The following is a 19,675-nucleotide window of genomic DNA, read 5'->3' as shown; positions in this document are numbered from 1 at the left end:
GGACGATTGAGCCTTTCGAATCGGAGGGCGGTCCCCGAGAGTTCGGGGCACGGAAAAGCCCGCGAAGCGGGCGGCTTCGCGGGCTCTCTTACCGGGAAGAAAAGATCAGGCCGCGGCCCGCTCTTCCGAATCGTCCACCAGCTTCCACGCCAGTGCGCCGAGGACGGCGCCTACGATCGGCGCAACCCAGAAAAGCCAAAGCTGTGCGACAGCCCAGTCCCCGACGATCAGCGCGACCCCGGTTGAACGTGCCGGGTTGACGGATGTGTTGGTGACCGGGATCGAGATCAGATGGATCAGCGTCAGCCCAAGGCCGATCGCGATCGGAGCAAACCCGGCCGGCGCCTTCGGCCCCGTCGCGCCCAGAATGATGAAGATGAAGAAACCGGTGAGAACCAGTTCTATCAACAGCGCCGAGTTCAACGAATAACCGCCGGGCGAATGCTCGCCATAGCCGTTGGACGCAAAGCCGCCGAGCTGGAAACCAGCCTTGCCGGAGGCGATGAGATAGAGAACCAGGGCAGCAACGACCGCCCCAACCACCTGAGCGACGATATAAGGCAGCAGGCTTGATGCCGGGAACCTGCCCGCCACCGTCAGTCCCACCGATACCGCCGGATTGAAATGCCCACCGGAAATACCGCCGACCGCATAGGCCATGGTCAGCACCGTCAGGCCGAACGCGAGCGCTACGCCGACGAAGCCGATACCGAGATCCGGAAATGCAGCAGCCAGAACCGCGCTGCCGCATCCACCGAAGACAAGCCAGAAAGTGCCGAAAAACTCGGCCGCTAATTTTTTAAACATCGGATATCCCCCTGCTCGTGCCCCCGGCACCCTGCCGGTTCTTGGCACGAATCTCATTCAAACAGGGGTATTATGCAATATACTCTCATGAATGCTCAATGAATAAGCATCTCGTGAAATATCCAAGGTTGCACCGGCGTCACCGGCGCTATCCAACTGAATCAAAACACGAGATGACCGCTGCAACGTCTTAAATTTACAAGATAACCCGCCAACCGGGGGCCTTTGCCTCACCCCGGTCGAGTACCGTCATTCGCTTGTCATGCCATGAAAGGGTCTCACCTCGCGGCCGGGCATGAAGATGCCGAGGCGCTTGATTTCCCATTCGAGCTTGATGTCGGAATGTTCGAAGACCCGCTGGCGAATGGTTTCGCCGAGATATTCGAGGTCGTAGCCGCTGGCATAACCGATATTGATCATGAAGTTGCAATGCAGCGACGACATCTGTGCTCCGCCGCTGACCAGCCCGCGGCAGCCTGCCTCGTCGATCAGCTTCCACGCGGAATGGCCTTCCGGGTTCTTGAAGGTCGAGCCGCCGGTCTTTTCCTTGATCGGCTGCACCGTCTCGCGATGCTGACGCACGGCATCCATCTCGGCGCGAATCTTTGCCCGCTCCTCGGGATATCCCTCGAAGACCGCGTGGGTAAAGATCATGTCCTCCGGGACCGAGGAATGGCGATAGCTGTAACCCATCTCGGCGGTAGAGAAGACATGCGTGCCGCCCTTGCGGTCGACGGCATGCACTTCGACGACGCGTCCGGCCGTCTCGCCGCCATTGGCGCCGGCATTCATGCGCAAAGCGCCGCCGATCGAGCCGGGGATGCCGTAATAGAAGGCGAAACCGCCGATGCCGTTGTCCATCGCCATTGCGGCAATGTGCTTGTCGGGGCAGATCGCGCCGGCCTTAATACGGTTGTCGCCGACGAGATCGACCCCGCCGAACCCCTTGGCCGAGAGGCGTAGAACCACGCCGGGAATTCCTCCGTCGCGGACGAGCAGGTTCGAACCGACGCCGACCACCGTCAGCGGCACCTCTTCCGGCAGTATCTGCAGGAAAGTCACGAGATCGTCGACGTCATGGGGCTGGAACATCAGTTCGGCGAGCCCGCCGGCCTGGAACCAGGTGACGCGATCCATCGGCGCGTCCGGCGTCAGCCTTCCGCGCAGTTTGTCGACGTCATCCCCCAACGACGCCAGAAGCTTTTCCCCGTTCACCTGTTTCATTTCCTACTGTCCCGATATGCTTTCCAGTTCCTTCGGCAACGCCGCGGCCCACTGTGTGATATTGCCCGCTCCCAGAAGAACCACGAAATCACCCGGCTTCGCAATGCCCGATACAATCGAAGCGAGTTCTGTCGGCGACGCCATGTATCTTGCGTCGCGATGGCCGCCCGAACGGATGCGCGAAATCAGCGTTTCAGAATTGGCACCTTCGATCGGCTCCTCGCCGGCGGCGTAGACCGGCGCCAAGATGATGCTGTCGGCATCGTTGAAGCAATTGGCAAAATCCTCGAAGAGGCTCGACAGACGCGTGTAACGATGTGGCTGGTGCACCGCGATGATGCGGCCCTGGCACGATTCGCGGGCTGCCCGCAGCACGGCCTTGATCTCCACCGGATGGTGACCGTAGTCGTCGAAGATCGAAACGCCGTTCCATGTCCCCGTCAGGGTAAAGCGCCGCTTGACGCCGCTGAAGTTGGCGAGCCCCTTGCGGATATCCTCTTCCGAAATGCCGAGCCGGTTGGCGACGGCGATCGCGGCAGTGGCGTTGGAAATGTTGTGGCGCCCGGGCATCGGCAGAGCCAGGTCCTTGAACTGGAACACCCGGCCGGTGCGGCGGCGGCGGATTTCCACGTCGAAGATCGACTTGGTGCCTTCCATGCGGACATTCGAGAAACGCGCATCCGCCTGGGGGTTTTCGCCATAGGTGACGATCTTGCGGTCCTCGATACGGCCGACCAGCGCCTGCACTTCCGGATGGTCCAGGCAGAGCACGCCGAACCCGTAGAACGGCACGTTCTCGACGAACTGCCGGAAGGCGGCGCGCACCGCGTCGAAATTGCCGTAATGGTCGAGATGTTCGGGATCGATATTGGTGACGACGGCGACATCGGCGGGCAGCTTCAGGAATGTGCCGTCCGATTCGTCGGCCTCGACCACCATCCACTCGCCCTCGCCCATGCGGGCATTGGTGCCGTAGGCGTTGATGATGCCGCCGTTGATGACGGTCGGGTCGAGGCTGCCTGCCTCCAGCAGCGCGGCGACCATCGAGGTCGTAGTGGTCTTGCCATGTGTGCCGCCGATGGCGATCGCATTGCGGAAGCGCATCAGCTCGGCGAGCATTTCGGCGCGGCGGACGATCGGCAGCGATTTTTCGCGCGCGGCCATCAGCTCCGGATTGTTCTTCTTGATCGCGGTCGAGACGACGACCACCTCGGAATCGCCGATATTCTCGGCCTGGTGGCCGACGAAGACCGGGATGCCCTTGTCGCGCAGGCGCTGGACATTGGCGCCGTCGGCCTGGTCGGATCCCTGGACCTTGTGGCCGAGATTATGCAGCACCTCGGCGATACCGCTCATGCCGATACCGCCGATGCCGATGAAATGAACGAGCCCTATGGCCTTCGGCATCTTCATGCGCGCACTCCCTTGAATTCCGAAATCGATTTCCGCTCCGCGATCGCCACGACCAGATCCGCAAGCTGGCCGGTTGCATTCGGCCGTCCGGCGGACTTGGCAGCCGCTGCCATTCTTTCGAGCTTATCCGGATCCTTCATCGCACCCGAAATGATCGAGGCGAGCTTTTCCGGTGAAAGCTCCGACTGCGGCACGACTTTCGCACCGCCGGTCGCCACCAGCGCCGCGGCATTGGCCGCCTGGTCATGATCCAGAGCATGCGGGTAAGGCACGAGAATGGCCGGCCGGCCGATCACCGCAATTTCCGACACCGTCGAGGCACCGGAGCGGCAGATGACCAGATGTGCCGTCGCCAGCCGTTCGGCCATGTCCGAGAAGAACGACGAGATATCGGCGGGTGCCTTGAGCTTTGCAAAGCAGGAGCTGACCCGATCCTTGTCTTCCGGACGCGCCTGCTGGGTAACGACGACACGATCGCGCTCGGTCTGGTCGAGCAGGCTGAGCGCCGTCGGCACCACCGATGAGAAGAACTGCGCGCCCTGGCTGCCGCCGAACACGACCAGCCGGAACGGATCGCCGCCGCGGGAGGCGACATAGGGAATATTGGAGGCCGCAAGCACGGCCGGACGCACCGGATTGCCCGTCGTGACGGTCTTGTCCGCATAGGGACCGCTGCCCTCCGGCAGGAACCCGCCGGCGATCGTCTGGACCTTGGCGGCCAGTGCCTTGTTGGCGCGGCCCATCACGGCGTTCTGTTCATGGATCATCGTCGGCACGCCCATGGCGGTCGAGGCCATCAGCGGCGGCACGGTCGGATAACCGCCGAAACCGACAACGGCGAGCGGCTTCAGGCGGCCGATCAGGCGGCGCGCGGCCCGCAGGCCCGTCCACAGCTTCCAGCCGGTGCGGGCAAGCGCGACCGGGTTCTTGGATCCGAACGTGGCGGACGGAACGACATGGATTTCGTCGGCCGGAAACGTGCCGGCATAACGCTCGGCCCGGCTGTCGGTGACGAGATGCACGGAATAACCGCGCGCCTTCAGTTCGTGTCCCAGCGCTTCCGCCGGAAACACATGACCGCCGGTTCCCCCAGCGGCAAGCAATATGATGCCCTTGGTCATTCGACTTTTACTCCGCGGGTACGCCCTGGGCGACCCGGAACAGGCTCCGCTCTTGCGCTCGTTTCTCCGGACGATGGCGGGTCAGCGCCAGGATGAAGCCTGCAGTGATGCAGATCGCGATCATCGAGGAGCCGCCATAGGAGATCAAGGGGAGCGTCATGCCCTTGGCCGGCATGAGTTCGAGATTGACGCCGATATTGATGAGCGACTGCATGCCGATCTGCAGCACGAGGCCAGCGACCGCGAACCGGTTGAAGTCGTTGCGCTCCTTGAAGGCGTGGTTCAGGCCGCGCAGCACGATGAAGGCGAAGATCGCCACAAGTGCCATACAGAAGATAATGCCGAATTCTTCGGCTGCAACGGAGAACACGAAGTCCGTGTGGCTGTCCGGCAGGATGCGCTTGACGATGCCCTCGCCAGGCCCCTGCCCGAACCAGCCGCCCTGCAGGATCGCTTCATGCGCCGTCTCGATCTGGAAGCGGTCGCCCTCGCCGGTCAGGAACTTGTCGAAGCGGGCAGTCACGTGCGGCAGCATGTAATAGGCGGTGACGATGCCGCCCGCACCGACGCCGCCGAGCAGCACGATCCACAGCCAGGGCATGCCGGCCATGAAGAACATGCCGCCCCAGACGACGCTGGTCAAAATGGTCTGGCCAAGGTCGGGCTGGGCGACGAGCAGCGCCGCGACGATGCCGAACAGGATGATGGCGAAGAGATTGCCGGGGATTTCCGGCTGCCGCGCGTGCTCGGCAAACAGCCAGGCGCAGACGACGACGAAGGCCGGTTTCATGAATTCCGACGGCTGGATCGAGAACATTCCGACGCCGATCCAGCGCCGCGATCCCTTGACCTCGACGCCGAAGAACAGCGCCAGCACCATCAGCGTCAGCGAGATGATCAAAAGGACGATCGCGGTCCGCCGCACCTGCCGCGGCGTCAGGAAGGACAGGCCGACCATCACCACCAGCGACGGCAGCAGGAACAGCGCGTGACGCTCGACGAAGTGGAAGCTGTTGAGGCCGATACGCTCGGCGACCGCCGGCGATGCCGCGAAGGAGAGCATGAAACCGACGCCCATCAGCAAAACGAAGGCGACGAGGAAGAAACGGTCGATCGTCCAGAACCAGTCTGCGAGCGGCCCACGGTCTGCGCGGCTTACCATCTGTCGTTCCCCTTTTCCGTCTCGATCAATCTAAATCGACCAACATCGTGACGCCGTCGAGACCCGCGACATGGCCGACAAAGGCATCGCCGCGAATCTCGAAATTCTTGAACTGATCGAAGCTGGCGCAGGCCGGCGACAACATCACCGCGGACGGCGTCGTATCGGCTCCTGCATCCGCCGCTGCGTGCGCGACCGCCTTTTCGAGCGTGCCCGAAATCTCGTAGGGCACCGCCTCGCCAAGCGTCGCCGCGAATGCCGGTGCGGCTTCTCCGATCAGATAGGCCTTGACGATACGCGGGAAGAGTGGAGCGAGGCTGACTATGCCGCCCTCCTTCGGCAGGCCGCCGGCAATCCAGTAGATGCGGTCGTAGCTGGAGAGCGCCGGCGCTGCCGCATCCGCGTTGGTCGCCTTCGAATCGTTGACGAACACGACCTGACCCCGGCGACCGACCGGCTGCATTCGATGCTTCAGACCGGGAAAGGATTTCAGTCCCGCCCGGATCTCGTCCCGCGACACGCCGACCGCCAGGCAGGCGGCGATAGCCGCCGCCGCGTTCTGGGCGTTGTGGCTGCCCTTGAGGGTCTCGATACCGTCGAGATCGGCAAGCAGCGACGCCGCGCCGCCATGCGCCTCAATGATCCGGCTGCCCTCGGCATAGAGGCCGTCGGCAACGACGACCCGCTTGGAAATCCGCTTGACCGCGACACCGGCCCGCTCGACGCGGTCGGCAATCAGGGCGCAGAACGAATCGTCGACGCCGATCACGGCCGTGCCGCTACCGGCAACCAGCCGTTCCTTGACGTCGGCATAATGCTGCATGGTGCCGTGGCGGTCGAGATGATCAGGCGTCAGGTTGAGCAGGATGCCGGCGGTCGGGTTGAGCGTCGGCGCCAGATCGATCTGGTAAGACGAGCATTCGACGACGAAATAACGCTCCGCCGTCGGCGGATCGAGCGTCAGGATCGCCGTGCCGATATTGCCGCCGAGCTGGGTATCGCGGCCGCTCGTCGTGAGGATATGGGCGATCAGCGCCGTGGTCGTCGACTTGCCGTTGGTGCCGGTAATGGCGATGAACGGGCAATCCGGCGCATGCGCCCGACGCTCGCGAACGAAAAGCTCGACATCGCCGATGATCTCGACGCCGGCAGACCGGGCGAGGTCGACGCTCCAATGTGGTTTCGGGTGGGTGAGCGGCACGCCCGGCGACAGCACGAAGGCGGCCTGGACAGACCAGTCGATACCGCGCAGATCGGCGGTCGCGATGCCATCGGCCGCCGCCTTGGCAACGCTGTCGGGATTGTCGTCCCAGGCGACCACCTTCGCGCCGCCGGCAACCAAGGCCCTGGCCGTGGCCAGCCCCGAGCCGCCGAGGCCGAACAGCGCGACCGGCTTGTCCTTGAATGTGGTGACCGCGATCATCGCCGTGTCACCGCAGCTTGAGCGTCGAAAGGCCGAGCATGGCAAGGCCGACGGCAATGATCCAGAAACGGATCACTACCTGGCTTTCCGTCCAGCCGAGTTTTTCGAAATGGTGATGGATCGGCGCCATCAGGAAGACGCGCCGGCCGGTCATCTTGAAGAAGCCGACCTGGATGATCACCGACAGCGTCTCCATGACGAACAGGCCACCGACGATTGCCATGACGATCTCGTGTTTGGTGGCAACCGCGACCGAACCGATCAGGCCGCCGAGTGCCAGCGATCCGGTATCGCCCATGAAGATGGCGGCCGGCGGGGCGTTGAACCAGAGGAAGCCGAGGCCCGCTCCGATCACCGCTCCGAGAATGACGGCGAGCTCCCCGGTGCCTGGCACGAAATTGATCTGCAGGTATCCCGCAAACACCGCGTTGCCGGCGAGATAGGCAATGACGCCGAAGGAAGCCGCGGCGATCATGACCGGCACGATGGCGAGCCCGTCGAGCCCGTCCGTCAGGTTCACCGCATTGCCGGCCGCCACGATGACGAAACCGCCGAACAGCACGAAAAAGACGCCGAGATTGATGAACAGGTCCTTGAAGAACGGGAAGGCGACCGAGGTGCCGAGCGTCGGATTGCTCGACTGGCCGGTGGCGAGAGCCACCCGCATCATGAAGAAGACCGCAATTCCCGCGATCACGAACTCGATGCCGAGGCGGGCCTTGCCGGAAAAGCCCTTGTCGGTCTGCTTGGTGACTTTCAGATAGTCGTCATAGAAGCCGATCGCGCCGAAACCCAGCGTGACGAGCAAAGTAGCCACCACGTAGACGTTGGAAAGGTCGGCCCAGAGCAGCGAGCCGCCGACGATGCCGGCGAGAATCATCAGCCCGCCCATGGTCGGCGTGCCGGCCTTCTTGAAATGGGTCTGCGGCCCGTCGGCACGGATCGGCTGTCCCTTGCCCTGACGCAGGCGAAGCGATGCGATGATCATCGGCCCGAACAGGAAGACGATCAGCGCAGACGTAAAGAGCGCAGCGCCCGTCCTGAAGGTGATGTACCGGAACAGGTTGAAAAATTGGACTTTGTCCGCCAGTTCCACAAGCCAGATCAGCATTCAGCGCCCTTTCTAGAAGCCGCGTCTCAATTAGTGGCGTTCCGTGTCGGAGAATGCCGGATAGTTGTCAATAAGCGCGGCCACGATCTTGCCGAAACCGATGCCAAGCGAGGATTTCACCATCACCACGTCGCCGGGGATCACCGAGCGCACCACGAAATCGGCGAGATCCGCGGTTTTTTCGTAATATTGCACGTCGACGCTGTCGGGCAGCGCGTCGCGCAGCGCCGTCATTTCCGCACCCGCCAGCCAGACATGTTCGATACCGGCGGCGAGCAGCGGACCTGCCAGCTCCTCGTGCACCTTGGCGGAAAACCCACCCATTTCCAGCATGTCGCCGAGGACCGCGATACGCCGGCCGGTCAGTTCCGGCGTCGCCGCCGCCAGGAGCGCGATCCCCGCCCGCATCGAGGCAGGGTTGGCGTTGTAGCTCTCGTCGATCAGGGTCAGATGGCCCTCGCCAATGCCGAGGCGGTGGCGCTCGCCCCTGCCCTTGACCGGCTTCAGCCCCGCAAGCGCCGCCATGGCACCAGCCATGTCCGCGCCGACCAGCAGGCAGGCGCCGAGGACCGCCATGGCGTTCTCGGCGATATGGCGACCGGGAGCACCGATATGGACTTCCGAGGTCTCGCCGTTCAGCACCGCCCAGACGACCGAGTTTTCCCCGTTGCCTTCGAAATCCGCCAGCCGGAAATCCGCCTTGGCGTGCTGGCCGAAGGTATGGATGTGCGAGACACCCGCCTCCTGCGCCTTTTTCTGAAGAAAGCCGAACTGCTTGATGTCGCGGTTGAGGACCGCCGAACCGCCCGGCTCCAGGCCTTCGAAGATCTCGGCCTTGGCGGCTGCAATTTCCTCGAGGTTCTTGAAATGACCGAGATGGGCAGCGGCGATCGTGGTGATGATCGCCACATGCGGGCGCACCATCTTGACCAGGGGGCGGATCTCGTCGGGATGGTTCATGCCGATCTCGAAGACCCCGAAATCGGTATCGGCCGGCATGCGGGCGAGTGTCAGCGGTACGCCCCAGTGATTGTTGAAGGACGCGACGGCGGCATGCACCTTTCCGGAAGGCGCAAGCGCATGGCGCAGCATCTCCTTGGTGGTGGTCTTGCCGACCGAACCGGTCACCGCGACGATACGGGCCCTGCTGCGGTCACGCGCCGCAAGCGCCAATTTGCCAAGAGCGGCGAGAACGTCCTCCACCACGATCATCGGCACCGTCAATTTGCCGAGCGCGGGCAATTTCGCCTCGTTGACGACGATCAGCGTCGCACCGTTGGCAACCGCGAGACTTGCATAGTCATGACCGTCGACGCGATCGCCCTTGATAGCGAAAAAAGCCTCGTCCTGGCCGATGGAACGGCTGTCGATCGAGATGCCGGTGATGCCCGCCGGAAGCGCACCGATCGGCCGGCCGCCCATGGCAGACGTCAAATCCTCGGAGGTCCATAGCCAGCTCACGATTTCATCTCCTCCAGTGCCTTGCGGACTTCGACGTGATCGGAAAACGGCAGGACCGTCGTGCCGATCGTCTGGCCGTGTTCATGGCCCTTGCCCGCGACGATCAGCGTATCGCCGGCCCGCAGCATATTGACTGCCTGGCGGATCGCCTTGGCCCGGTCGCCGATCTCGATTGCGCCCGGAGCCGCCGCCATGATCTCGGAACGGATCACCTCGGGAACCTCGGAACGCGGATTGTCGTCGGTGACGATGACGATATCGGCAAGCCGCGTCGCCACGTCACCCATGATCGGCCGCTTGCCCTTGTCGCGGTCGCCGCCGCAGCCGAACACCACGATGACCCGCCCGGTCGTGAACGGGCGCACGGAGGTCAGCACGTTTTCCAGCGCGTCCGGCTTGTGGGCATAATCCACATAGGCGAGCGCGCCGGCTTTTGTCTGGCCGATCAGCTCGAGACGACCCGAGGCGCCTACCAGCTTTTCGAGCGCGGCCATGGCAACGGCAGCCGGAACCCCGGTCGACATCGCAAGTCCTGCCGCGACCAGCGCGTTCGCCACCTGGAAATCACCGGTAAGCGGAATATCGACTTCAAAAATCTGGTCGCCGATGTGGATCTCGGCCATCTGCTTGTGCCGGAAATGCTCGACGCGCTTGAGGCACAGATAATCGCCCTTTCGGCCGACGGTGCGGACTTCGAGATCGGCAACCGTCGCCACTCGTATCGCCTCTTCCGACCAGGCGTCGTCGGCGAAGATGACGGCCGGCGAGCCTTTCGGCATCAGCGTATCGAAGAGCCGCATCTTGGTGGCCATGTAGCTTTCGATCGTCGGATGGTAGTCCATGTGGTCACGGCCGAGATTGGTGAAGCCGGCGGCGGAAAGACGCACGCCGTCGATCCGGCTCTGGTCGAGGCCATGGCTGGAAGCCTCCATGGCGGCATGGGTAACGCCTTCGGCAGCCAGTTCCGCCAGCAGCTGCTGCAAGTCGACCGGATCCGGCGTGGTCAGCGTTCCGTAGTCGTTGCGGGTGGGCGAGACGACGCCGGTCGTGCCGATCTGTGCCGCGGCATGGCCGGCATGCGCCCAGATCTGGCGGGTGAACGAGGCAACGGAGGTCTTGCCGGCGGTGCCGGTGACGGCAACCATGGTTTCCGGCTGCGCATGGTAGAAACGGGCGGCCGCCAGTGCCAGGAGCCGGCGCGGATTGGAGACGGCAAGAACCGGAATGCCCGCTTCCGCCGAATGCCCTGCAATCGCCGCGGCCGCGCCGCGGGCGGCGGCATCGCCGATATAGCTCGAACCGTCCGCCTTGGTGCCTGCGAGTGCCGCAAAGAGCATGCCCGGGGTTACCTTCCGGCTGTCGGAAGTAAGCCCGGTCACCTCGAGATCGCCTGCAGGCCCGGCCATCAGGTCGGCTATTTCCGGGAAATCCTGTCCGGCGAGTTCTCGCAATTTCATCGGTTGATCGTCCATTCTGAGCGTCGTCCCCTCGAATCGTCCGCTCAAGTTGTTATCGCTCAATAAGACACAAGCAGGGCAGAACCGTCATTGCCGAATTTCGGCTTTACACCCAGAATCGGCGCGGCGCGGGTGATGATCTCCTTGACCATCGGAGCGGCGGACGTCGCGGCAAGAGCCGCGCCGTTGCCCTTGTCGGTCTTGGGTTCGTCGCAGAACGTCAAGACGACGTATTGCGGATTGTCCATCGGGAAGGCCGCGAGGAAGGCGTTGAAGTTCTTGTCATGGGCGTAACGTCCGTTGACCACCTTGTCCGCCGTACCCGTCTTGCCGCCGACGTTGAAGCCCGCGACGCGCGCATTCCGGCCCGATCCGTTGGCGCCGTTCCATTCGAACAGGAAGCGCATGTCCTTGCTGGTCGAGGGCTTGAGCACCTGGGTCGCGATCTTGTCGGCCTCCGCTCGATTGCGCGGCAAGAAGGTCGGCGGGATGTATTTTCCGCCGTTGACGAGCGCCGCACCGGCAACCGCCGTCTGCAACGGCGTCGTCGATACACCGTGGCCGAAGGAAATGGTGACCGAATTGATTTTCTTCCATTCGCGCGGCTGGCTCGGAGAGGCGACTTCCGGAAGCTCCGTGTGCATTTTGGTCAGCAGGCCGAGCTTGGTCAGGAAATCCTTGTGGCCTTCGATGCCGACTGTATCGGCAATCTTGGCGGTGCCGATGTTGGACGAATACTGGAAGATTTCCGGCACGCTCAGCACACGCCCCTTGCCGTGGAAATCCTTGATCGTGAAGCCGCCGATGCGGATCGGGAACCGGGCGTCGAACGTGCTCTGAAGGTTCACCTTGCCGGAGTCGAGGCCCATGGCGATCGTGAAGGACTTGAAGGTCGAGCCCATTTCGAACGTGCCGTTCGACATGCGGTTGAACCATCCCTCCTCGCCGCCTTCGGCCGGATTGTTGGGATCGAAATCGGGCGCGGACGCCATGGCGACGATTTCGCCGGTATGGACATCGAGAACGACCGCGCCGGCGCCGATGGACCGGTACTTGCTGATCGCCTCGGACACGACGTCGCGGACGATCGACTGGACACGCAGGTCGATGGACAGCTTGACCGGCTCCAGCGGCTGGCTGGAAGTCATGCCGACGGCCGCGAGATCGGCAAGCCCCTGATTGTCGACGTAACGCTCCATGCCGGCAACGCCGCGGTTGTCGATATTGACGTAACCGACGACATGCGCGGCGGTAGGGCCGCCCGGATAGAAACGGCGTTTCTCGGGCCGAAAACCGATGCCCGGAATGCCGAGCGCCAGGATCTGGCTCTGCTGCTTCGGCGTCAACTGGCGGCGCAGCCACTGGAAACGCGAGTTCGAGGTCAGCTTCGAATAGGTGCCCTTGACGTCGAGGTCGTTCAGAACCGTCGAGAGCTTCTCGATCGCCTCGTCGGCATCAACGATCTTGTTGGGCTCGGCAAACAGCGAAACGGTGCGGATGTCGGTCGCCAGAACCGCGCCGTTGCGGTCGACGAGGTCGGGGCGCGACGCCAGAAGGCGGTCCGCCGGCAGGATGCTCGACGTCGTCAGCGGCTGCGCGACCCCATATTGCATCAGCCGGCCACCGACGACGCAGTAGAAGACCGTGAAACCGGCGATCAGCAGGCCGACGCGGTTTTTCGCCTGGGCGGACTTGCGCTTGCGGGTCCCCTCGAAGGAGGCCTTCTCGGAGCCGCGGCCACGGCTGCCGGAGGAGAAATGCGCGCGGCTCTTGACGATCATGATGCGGGACAGGAAAGACATCAGCGTTTCACCGATCCTGTGGAAATGACTTCGATGGGACCGCGCCGCTGCGGCACGGGAATTTTGGCGGCGGGCTTGGCCTTGGCGGCGGCAACCCCCTTCAGCGCGGCGGCAACCTCGCTGTTCTTTCCGGCGATGATGTCCTCGATCGTGGTCTCGGGCTGCGGAAGCCGGGCCTTGGGCATCGGCAGTTCCTTCGGCATCGCAAGCTGCGTCGTCTCCGTGGGAGCCAGTGCCAGCTCGGAACTGTAGACGTTGATTAGCCGGTGCAGTCGGTTCGGCTGGGTCAGCAGAGCCCAGTCCGCCTTCAGGAGATCGATCGTGTCTTTCTCCAACTTGATTTCCGACTCCAGCCGGCGAACTTCGCTGAGCTTCTCGTCGGCGCGGTGCTTGATCGAATAGGTGACGACGGCCGCTGCCGTCATCACGCCGATCAGGACAAGATCGAAGCTACGCAGCATGTATCAGGCTCCCATCTTTGCAAGGCTGGCGAGATCGGGCAGATCGAAAATGGAGATGTCGGCTGACCGTGGCGGAGCTTCCGTCCTGACCCCGGCGCGAAGCTTGGCGGAACGGGCGCGCGGATTGAGTTCCGCCTCCTCATCGCTCGCCGAGATCATCGACTTGCCGAGCGGCTCGAAGATCGCGGGCTTTGCCTCGACCATCGGCAGGTGGCGCGAGCCGGAGGCCTTCCCGGAACGATCGGCGAAGAACTGCTTGACGATCCGGTCTTCCAGCGAATGGAAGGTGACGACGACCAGCCGACCGCCGGGCTTCAACGCTCGCTCGGCGGCAAACAGCGCCTGAGCAAGCTCGCCGAGCTCGTCATTGACGAAGACACGCAGCGCCTGGAAGACGCGGGTCGCCGGATGGATCTTGTCCTTGGCCTTGCGCGGATTGACCGTCTCGATGAGGTTGGCGAGTTCGCGCGTCGTGGTGAAGGGTTCAGTCAGGCGACGCTTCTCGATGGCGCGGGCGATACGGCCCGAGTGCTTTTCCTCACCGAGGAAACCGAAGATGCGGGTGAGATCGCCGACCTTGGCGCGATTGACGACATCCGCTGCGGAGACGCCGCTCGCCGACATGCGCATGTCGAGCGGTCCGTTGCGTTGGAAGGAAAAGCCGCGATCAGCCTCGTCGATCTGCATCGAGGAGACGCCGATATCGAGCACGACGCCATCGAGCCCGCCTTCCGGCGCGTGGTCGGCAAGACTGGAGAACTGCGATTGAATGAGGTGGAGGCGGCCTTTATGGGCATCGGCAAGCGCCTTGCCGGCGGCAATCGCATTCGGGTCGCGATCGAGCGCGATCACTTCGGCTTCGGCGGCAAGAATGGCGGATGTATAACCGCCCGCCCCGAACGTACCGTCGAGAATGACCTTGCCGGCCCGAGGCTCGAGTGCCTCCAGAACTTCTTTCAGAAGAACCGGAATGTGACGAACCGGTCCGCCTTCGGGCTCGGTTGTTCCGTCGCCTGGATTCGCCGCCATTCCGTTCCCCTGTCTTACGCGGGACGCGAACCGAAGCGCCCCTCTCTCGCCACCGCCTGCGCCTCGTGGAACGCCTGCGGCTGCCAAAGTTGAAAATGATCCGAGCGCCCAACGAATGTAACGTCCGAGCTGATTCCCGTGAAGTCGCGGATGAAATCCGTGACCATCAGCCGGCCCTCCGCATCGAGCCTCATGAAGACGCCGCCACCGTGTACAAGCAGCGACATCCGGTTCGCTTCCGGCGAAAACGGATCGACGGAAGCGATCTGCCGCTCGTAACGATCGAGCAGATCCGGCCCGCCGACGCTGATCGCCGGATAGGTGAAATCCTGGAGGCAATAAAGCTCCTGGATCCCGCGCTCCGAAAGAACCGAACGAAAACTCGCCGGAACAGAGACCCGTCCCTTCGCATCGATCCTGTTCGTCGCATTCGACAGGAAGCGGCTCATCACGCCAAACATCCGCTCCGTTATGGTTCAGGACGGAAGCCCGTCCACCCGTTGACACAACACCAAACACAGCTTCGCCGCCCGGATGGGCGGATAACCGCCCGGCCGTAGGACGACCGAAACTCAGGGGTTGGCGGGCGCTCATTCGCCCTTGTGCAGTGCGATTTTGGGATACCATGGGACCATATGGGCGTCAATGGGAGAAGCCCCGCTAGCCACTCCCAGATGGGATTTATTTATAAGCTGTTAAGTTTAACAAAGAGTTATCGGAAGGAGTGAAGAAACCGCCTCGGCAGTGTCCGACAAGTGAACTGTGGACACTTGTTAAGCTCCGACAAACAAAGGAGCTTTCGAAACTCCTGATATAAACGCTGCACCGCAAAAAGCGGCCGCAGGACGTCTCTCCCTCGCCAAGGGCGCAGACAGAATCGCGACGGCGAGAGGAGGTAAACGCCAGTTGGCCTGTAAGCCGGGTTCTGTATGGCCCCGGTGCAAGCACCGGAACGTGGCAGCCATTCATCTGGGACGACATTTGCATGTCGCCTCACGCAACCCACCCGGATGACTGGCCCGGAAACAGGCTGTAGCCACGCTTTCACGCGGCCCGTGTCATCCCTATTCGGTCTTGCTCCCGGTGGGGTTTACCTTGCCGCCGCTGTTACCAGAAGCGCGGTGGGCTCTTACCCCACCCTTTCACCCTTACCCCGCCAGCTCTGCCGCTTTGTCGAAAGCGGTACAGCAAGCGGGGCGGTTTCCTTTCTGTGGCACTTTCCCTAGGGTCGCCCCCGCCGGACGTTATCCGGCACCGTGTTTCCGTGGAGCCCGGACTTTCCTCACCTTACCGCCTTTCGGCATTGGTAAAGCGCGGCTGCCCGGCCAACTGGCAGGCGGTCCATAACCGAGATGGAGAGCGAAAGCCATAGGCGAGAAGTAATCAGGCCGGAGATAATCGGCTTAGAGATAATCCGCCCGGAAATCCGTCGAATAGGCTTCGTCCCGGATTTTCCCATGGAAGATCAGCTCGGCGCCGAGCCGGCCGATCTCGTCGGAACTCTTCGCCGCCGCCCCGCAGCCGCCGCTGAGGATGCCGATTCGGGAGGCTTGCGTCATGGCGATTGCCGGATATCCGGTCGCCGTGAACGAGGTGACGCAGGCCGCCATCGACGAGCGGGAGAGGTCGAGTTCCGGCATCAGCCGCGTCATGATCTCGGCAAGCCGCGCCCTGGTACTTTCCCGTCCGCCCGAGCGGAACCAGGCGCGGATGTCCGGCTCGGTCGGCAGCAGCAGATCATCCGGATCGCCGCCGATCTTCAGATAGATCTTGCCATCGGGATACCGCACCGGCGGAAGGAGATAGATGCCGTCCTCGCCCTCGCGCCATTTCCAGATCAGCGAAGGCACCCTGCCCCAGATGTCCATGGTGGCCTCGTCGACCTCGAAGAAGGCGACAGTGCGGGCATAGACGCTGAGGTCGAGGCGTGCGCCGAGCAGCCGTTCGTTGATCGAAAAACCTCCGGCTGCGACCAGCACTTTTTCGGCAACATAGCTGTTGCCCTCGCTGGTCGTGACGGTGACCTGATCGCCATCCTGTCGCACCGAGGAAACCGTTTCGGGAATAATTGCCGTGCCCTGGCGTTCGGCGATCAGAGCCTGGGCCTTCACCAACCGGCGCGGATTGATGTGCCCGGCATTCCTGGGCTCCCAGACACCCTCGCTCGCCTGCGGGAACGAGAAGAAGCCGAACCGATCGGCAAGATCGAGATTCGACAGCGTCTCGGTCGAAACACCGAGCTTGCCTGCCGCATCGAGGACGTTCGCGACATAGGAAGGTCCCTCGCCGTGCTTGGGGCCGACCAGCAGGCAGCCAGACTCGGAATAGAAATCCAAGCCGCTTTCGCGGGCGATCTCGCCGTAACGTTCGATCGAACGGTTGGCGAGGCGCGCCCACACGGGATCGGGATCGATCGTCCGGGTGATGCGCGCCTCGTCGTAGTGGCTGGCAAAGACGCCTTCATGGCGCCCGTAGTCCGCCGGCTCACCGGGACCGACCAACGCAATACCGTCGGTCCATTTCGAGAGGTAGCGGGCAGCCGCAGCGCCCATCATGCCCCTCCCGATCACGATAAATCTGAACCGCTCCGTCATGCCCTCGCCTTTCGATTCCACCGGCCGAAATGTCTTCTGTCAGAAGCACTTCTAGCCGTTTTCGGAATCAAAATGCCACAGGCGAAAGCGACGCAGTCTGTTCGGCCGTCTGCTCAGCGGTCTCGATCACCGCCTGCACCCGGTTGCAATAGCGCTTGGAAACCGGGTTCATGCGCTTGGCGCCGTGGCCGGCATTGTATTTGAGGATGGTGCCGCAGATCTTGCCGCCGCCGAGTTCATGCGCGCCGGCCAGGTATTTCATACCGTAGCGGATATTCGTCTCCGGATCGTAGAGGCCGTAGTCCGGCCCGCGGTAACCCATCAGCCTCGCCGTCGCCGGCTTGATCTGCATCAGCCCGATCTCGCCCGCACTGCCCTTGACGGTCGGGCGGAAGTTGCTCTCGATCTGCACCACCGCCAGCGCAAGCTCTTCAGGAACATCGTATTCGTCCGCATATTTCGAGATCAGCTGGGTATAATGAAGCTGCCGAACCAGGCGCCTGGCTTCGTCAGTGGGCGCTGCAAAACCGGTTTCGCGCGTTTCCCATGGAATGATGAGCGCTTTGGTGTAGGTGGTGACGGCGTCGTCCTCAGCACGCACGAGTTCGGTTCCCGCGACCAGCATGGCAAGGCCCGCCGCGGCAGCAACAATCATAATATTCATGTAGGTGAAGTGTCTCCGGACCAACAGGAATCGCGGGTGTCGTTACGCAAACACCCTCTCAGCGCGTCGCCGGATTGACGGCGCGATGTTTTCACGAATCCTGGTCGTTTATCTCTGCAACCCCCGTCCAACATGGCGGCTGCCGTTAGCGGGTCCTTTAGACCGGGCTAATAAGGAGATGATGTGGCACTGCAAAATTTTGCGATTTCGACGCAGGCCCAAACGACCGGCGCGGCGCCCGTATTAATTGAATTTTGGCAAGGACTTGAGCAGCCGATGAAGCGTGTCGATCGTGGAGAAATCGGCGATCCCGTCGACCAACTGCGGCCTGAAATGACGCTGGAACGCCTCGACCACGCCCTTCGTGCGCTCGCAGAAATTTCCCGTGATTTCAATTCCGTAGCCATAGAGTGACAGCATCGACTGCAGGGCCTCGATAGGCTGGCCGCTCTCGCCGAACTGGAAAAACCGTCCGCCACGGATTTGCGCTGGATCGATCCAATGACCTATCCCGTCAAGGTACAACTTTTCCCAAGGGAAATTTTCGCCCGGATCGACCTTGCGGATAGGGGCGACATCGGAATGTCCAAGCACTCTTTCCGGTCGGATTTGCCACCTTTGGCCGCAATCGCGACACAATTCGACGACGGCTTGGATCTGCGCGGACGGATAGTCCGGCAGGCCACCGGGATGGCCTGGATTGGCGATCTCGATGCCGATCGAACAGGAATTGATGTCGGTCTCGCCGGCCCAGGAGCTCTTGCCGGCGTGCCAGGCACGGCGATCCTCCGGCACAAGCTGCACCACGCCCCCGTCCTCGTGGACGAAATAGTGGCTCGAGACCTGGCTCTCCTCGTTGCAGAGCCAGGAAAGCGCCTGGTCGCCGATCGGCATGCCTGTGTAATGAAGGATAATCATGTCGGGCCTGCGCCCGCCGGCGCGCTCGCCGTGATTGGGGGAAGGCCTTACCGTCGCGCCGGCATAGTCGGCGTAAAACGGCATCATGCGGCGCGGCGCTCTTTCTCGATCGCCGCATAGGCGGCATTGAGCGCGGCCATGCGCTCATTGGCAGCGGCATGCAGCGAAGCCGGAACGCCGCGGGCGATCAGACGGTCCGGGTGATGTTCGGACACCAGCGAGCGGTACTGCTTGCGGATCTTTGCGAAATCGTCTTCCGGCGAAACGCCGAGCACAAGATAGGGGTCTCGTCCGTCGAGATGCACGTGTCGCGCCATGATGCGGCGGAAATGCCCCTCGTCGATACGGAAGATTTCGGCGATACGGAAAAGGAAGGCAAGCTCCGCCTCGTGCACCAGGCCGTCCGCCTTGGCGATGTGGAACAGCCCGTCGACGACGTTTTCCAGCATCGGGCAATTTGCAGCCTTGCCCGCGCCCGGGCTGCACAAGCCGGCGAGCTTCGTCGCATAGGCTTCGTAGCCCGCGACATCTTGGCGCGCGAGGTTATAGAGGCGCGCGACGTTGCGGGCTTCCTCGTCGGGAAAATCGAATATCTGCTGAAAGGCCTTGACCTCGGCCTCGCTGACGATACCGTCAGCCTTCGCCATCTTGGCCGACAGCGCGATGATTGCGACCGAGAAAGACACCTGCCGGCGTGTTTCCGGATCACCCTCGAACGTCGTGCGGATCACCTCGATGACACGGCCGAGCGCGTTCCCGGCCGCGTCGCCCATGGCGCCGAGAAGCCGTTCCCAAAGGGAAGAAAAGTGAAGGCAGGCAAAATCCCAGATCATGAGCGCAGTGGACCAGATTATAATTGGGATTGCAAGGCGACCAACGGTCCGTCTTAGATTAAACTATGTTCATGTTTTCCGAACAATCACCGGCGCTCACAGACAGGTGACCCTGCACTTCGGGACAATTGGAAAGCCTCCAAAACTCTTTTTCCACAGGCGGGACGAAGGGGCTGCGGCAGTTGAATCGATTAT

The 19,675-nt window shown here is 62.6% G+C and carries 17 protein-coding genes and 1 other RNA gene; all 18 read right to left on the bottom strand.

From position 1 onward, the window contains the following. Positions 1 to 105 precede the first annotated feature (105 nt). Positions 106 to 807: an aquaporin Z gene (gene aqpZ, locus C5J26_RS05250; protein ID WP_105400778.1), complete on the bottom strand. Its 702-nt coding sequence runs from the start codon at positions 805 to 807 to the stop codon at positions 106 to 108. Positions 808 to 1,056: 249 nt separating this feature from the next. After that, on the bottom strand, positions 1,057 to 2,031 hold the full coding sequence (gene murB, locus C5J26_RS05245) for a UDP-N-acetylmuramate dehydrogenase (RefSeq protein WP_105400777.1): 975 nt from the start codon (positions 2,029 to 2,031) through the stop codon (positions 1,057 to 1,059). A 3-nt stretch (positions 2,032 to 2,034) separates the two neighbouring features. Then, complete coding sequence (murC, locus tag C5J26_RS05240) at positions 2,035 to 3,444, bottom strand: UDP-N-acetylmuramate--L-alanine ligase (protein ID WP_046633525.1); 1,410 nt, start codon at positions 3,442 to 3,444, stop codon at positions 2,035 to 2,037. Next, a complete protein-coding gene (gene murG / locus C5J26_RS05235) occupies positions 3,441 to 4,565 on the bottom strand; it encodes an undecaprenyldiphospho-muramoylpentapeptide beta-N-acetylglucosaminyltransferase (RefSeq protein ID WP_105400776.1) in 1,125 nt (374 codons plus the stop codon). The genes murC and murG overlap by 4 nt, the downstream gene beginning before the upstream one ends. 7 nt (positions 4,566 to 4,572) lie before the next feature. Beyond that, positions 4,573 to 5,727: a putative lipid II flippase FtsW gene (gene ftsW / locus C5J26_RS05230; protein WP_046633521.1), complete on the bottom strand. Its 1,155-nt coding sequence runs from the start codon at positions 5,725 to 5,727 to the stop codon at positions 4,573 to 4,575. A 25-nt stretch (positions 5,728 to 5,752) separates the two neighbouring features. Next, the gene (gene murD / locus C5J26_RS05225; protein WP_105400775.1) at positions 5,753 to 7,150 is read right to left on the bottom strand and encodes a UDP-N-acetylmuramoyl-L-alanine--D-glutamate ligase; all 1,398 of its coding nucleotides are present in this window, start codon (positions 7,148 to 7,150) and stop codon (positions 5,753 to 5,755) included. A gap of 7 nt (positions 7,151 to 7,157) precedes the next feature. Continuing rightward, positions 7,158 to 8,261 carry a phospho-N-acetylmuramoyl-pentapeptide-transferase gene (gene mraY, locus C5J26_RS05220; RefSeq protein ID WP_046633517.1) on the bottom strand — a complete coding sequence of 368 codons (1,104 nt, stop codon included), beginning with the start codon at positions 8,259 to 8,261 and terminating at the stop codon, positions 7,158 to 7,160. Between the two features lie 30 nt (positions 8,262 to 8,291). Beyond that, positions 8,292 to 9,722, bottom strand: a complete 1,431-nt coding sequence (locus C5J26_RS05215; RefSeq protein WP_105400774.1) for a UDP-N-acetylmuramoylalanyl-D-glutamyl-2,6-diaminopimelate--D-alanyl-D-alanine ligase — start codon at positions 9,720 to 9,722, stop codon at positions 8,292 to 8,294. Further along, on the bottom strand, positions 9,719 to 11,179 hold the full coding sequence (locus tag C5J26_RS05210; RefSeq protein WP_105400972.1) for a UDP-N-acetylmuramoyl-L-alanyl-D-glutamate--2,6-diaminopimelate ligase: 1,461 nt from the start codon (positions 11,177 to 11,179) through the stop codon (positions 9,719 to 9,721). Before C5J26_RS05210 ends, C5J26_RS05215 begins: the two co-directional genes overlap by 4 nt. 59 nt (positions 11,180 to 11,238) lie before the next feature. Continuing rightward, complete coding sequence (locus tag C5J26_RS05205) at positions 11,239 to 12,981, bottom strand: penicillin-binding protein 2 (RefSeq protein WP_105400773.1); 1,743 nt, start codon at positions 12,979 to 12,981, stop codon at positions 11,239 to 11,241. Then, complete coding sequence (locus C5J26_RS05200) at positions 12,981 to 13,442, bottom strand: hypothetical protein (RefSeq protein ID WP_105400772.1); 462 nt, start codon at positions 13,440 to 13,442, stop codon at positions 12,981 to 12,983. Before C5J26_RS05200 ends, C5J26_RS05205 begins: the two co-directional genes overlap by 1 nt. A gap of 3 nt (positions 13,443 to 13,445) precedes the next feature. Further along, complete coding sequence (gene rsmH / locus C5J26_RS05195) at positions 13,446 to 14,471, bottom strand: 16S rRNA (cytosine(1402)-N(4))-methyltransferase RsmH (protein ID WP_105400771.1); 1,026 nt, start codon at positions 14,469 to 14,471, stop codon at positions 13,446 to 13,448. Between the two features lie 14 nt (positions 14,472 to 14,485). Continuing rightward, complete coding sequence (gene mraZ / locus C5J26_RS05190) at positions 14,486 to 14,920, bottom strand: division/cell wall cluster transcriptional repressor MraZ (protein WP_245441105.1); 435 nt, start codon at positions 14,918 to 14,920, stop codon at positions 14,486 to 14,488. Between the two features lie 449 nt (positions 14,921 to 15,369). Beyond that, positions 15,370 to 15,804, bottom strand: an RNA gene (rnpB, locus tag C5J26_RS05185) — RNase P RNA component class A. A 70-nt stretch (positions 15,805 to 15,874) separates the two neighbouring features. Beyond that, positions 15,875 to 17,065 carry an FAD-binding oxidoreductase gene (locus C5J26_RS05180; RefSeq protein WP_105400971.1) on the bottom strand — a complete coding sequence of 397 codons (1,191 nt, stop codon included), beginning with the start codon at positions 17,063 to 17,065 and terminating at the stop codon, positions 15,875 to 15,877. A 67-nt stretch (positions 17,066 to 17,132) separates the two neighbouring features. Further along, positions 17,133 to 17,729, bottom strand: coding sequence for a lytic transglycosylase domain-containing protein (locus C5J26_RS05175; RefSeq protein ID WP_105400769.1), 597 nt, complete (start codon positions 17,727 to 17,729; stop codon positions 17,133 to 17,135). 243 nt (positions 17,730 to 17,972) lie between these two features. Further along, positions 17,973 to 18,734: an N-acetylmuramoyl-L-alanine amidase gene (locus C5J26_RS05170; protein WP_105400768.1), complete on the bottom strand. Its 762-nt coding sequence runs from the start codon at positions 18,732 to 18,734 to the stop codon at positions 17,973 to 17,975. Beyond that, positions 18,731 to 19,480, bottom strand: a complete 750-nt coding sequence (locus C5J26_RS05165) for a DnaJ family molecular chaperone (protein ID WP_172723835.1) — start codon at positions 19,478 to 19,480, stop codon at positions 18,731 to 18,733. The genes C5J26_RS05170 and C5J26_RS05165 overlap by 4 nt, the downstream gene beginning before the upstream one ends. Positions 19,481 to 19,675 lie beyond the last annotated feature (195 nt).

The organism is Neorhizobium sp. T7_12 (assembly GCF_002968535.1).
Classification (GTDB): Bacteria; Pseudomonadota; Alphaproteobacteria; order Rhizobiales; family Rhizobiaceae; genus Neorhizobium; species Neorhizobium tomejilense.
The sequence above is the reverse complement of the archived record's forward strand: the minus strand, read 5'-3'. Positions and strand labels throughout refer to the sequence as shown.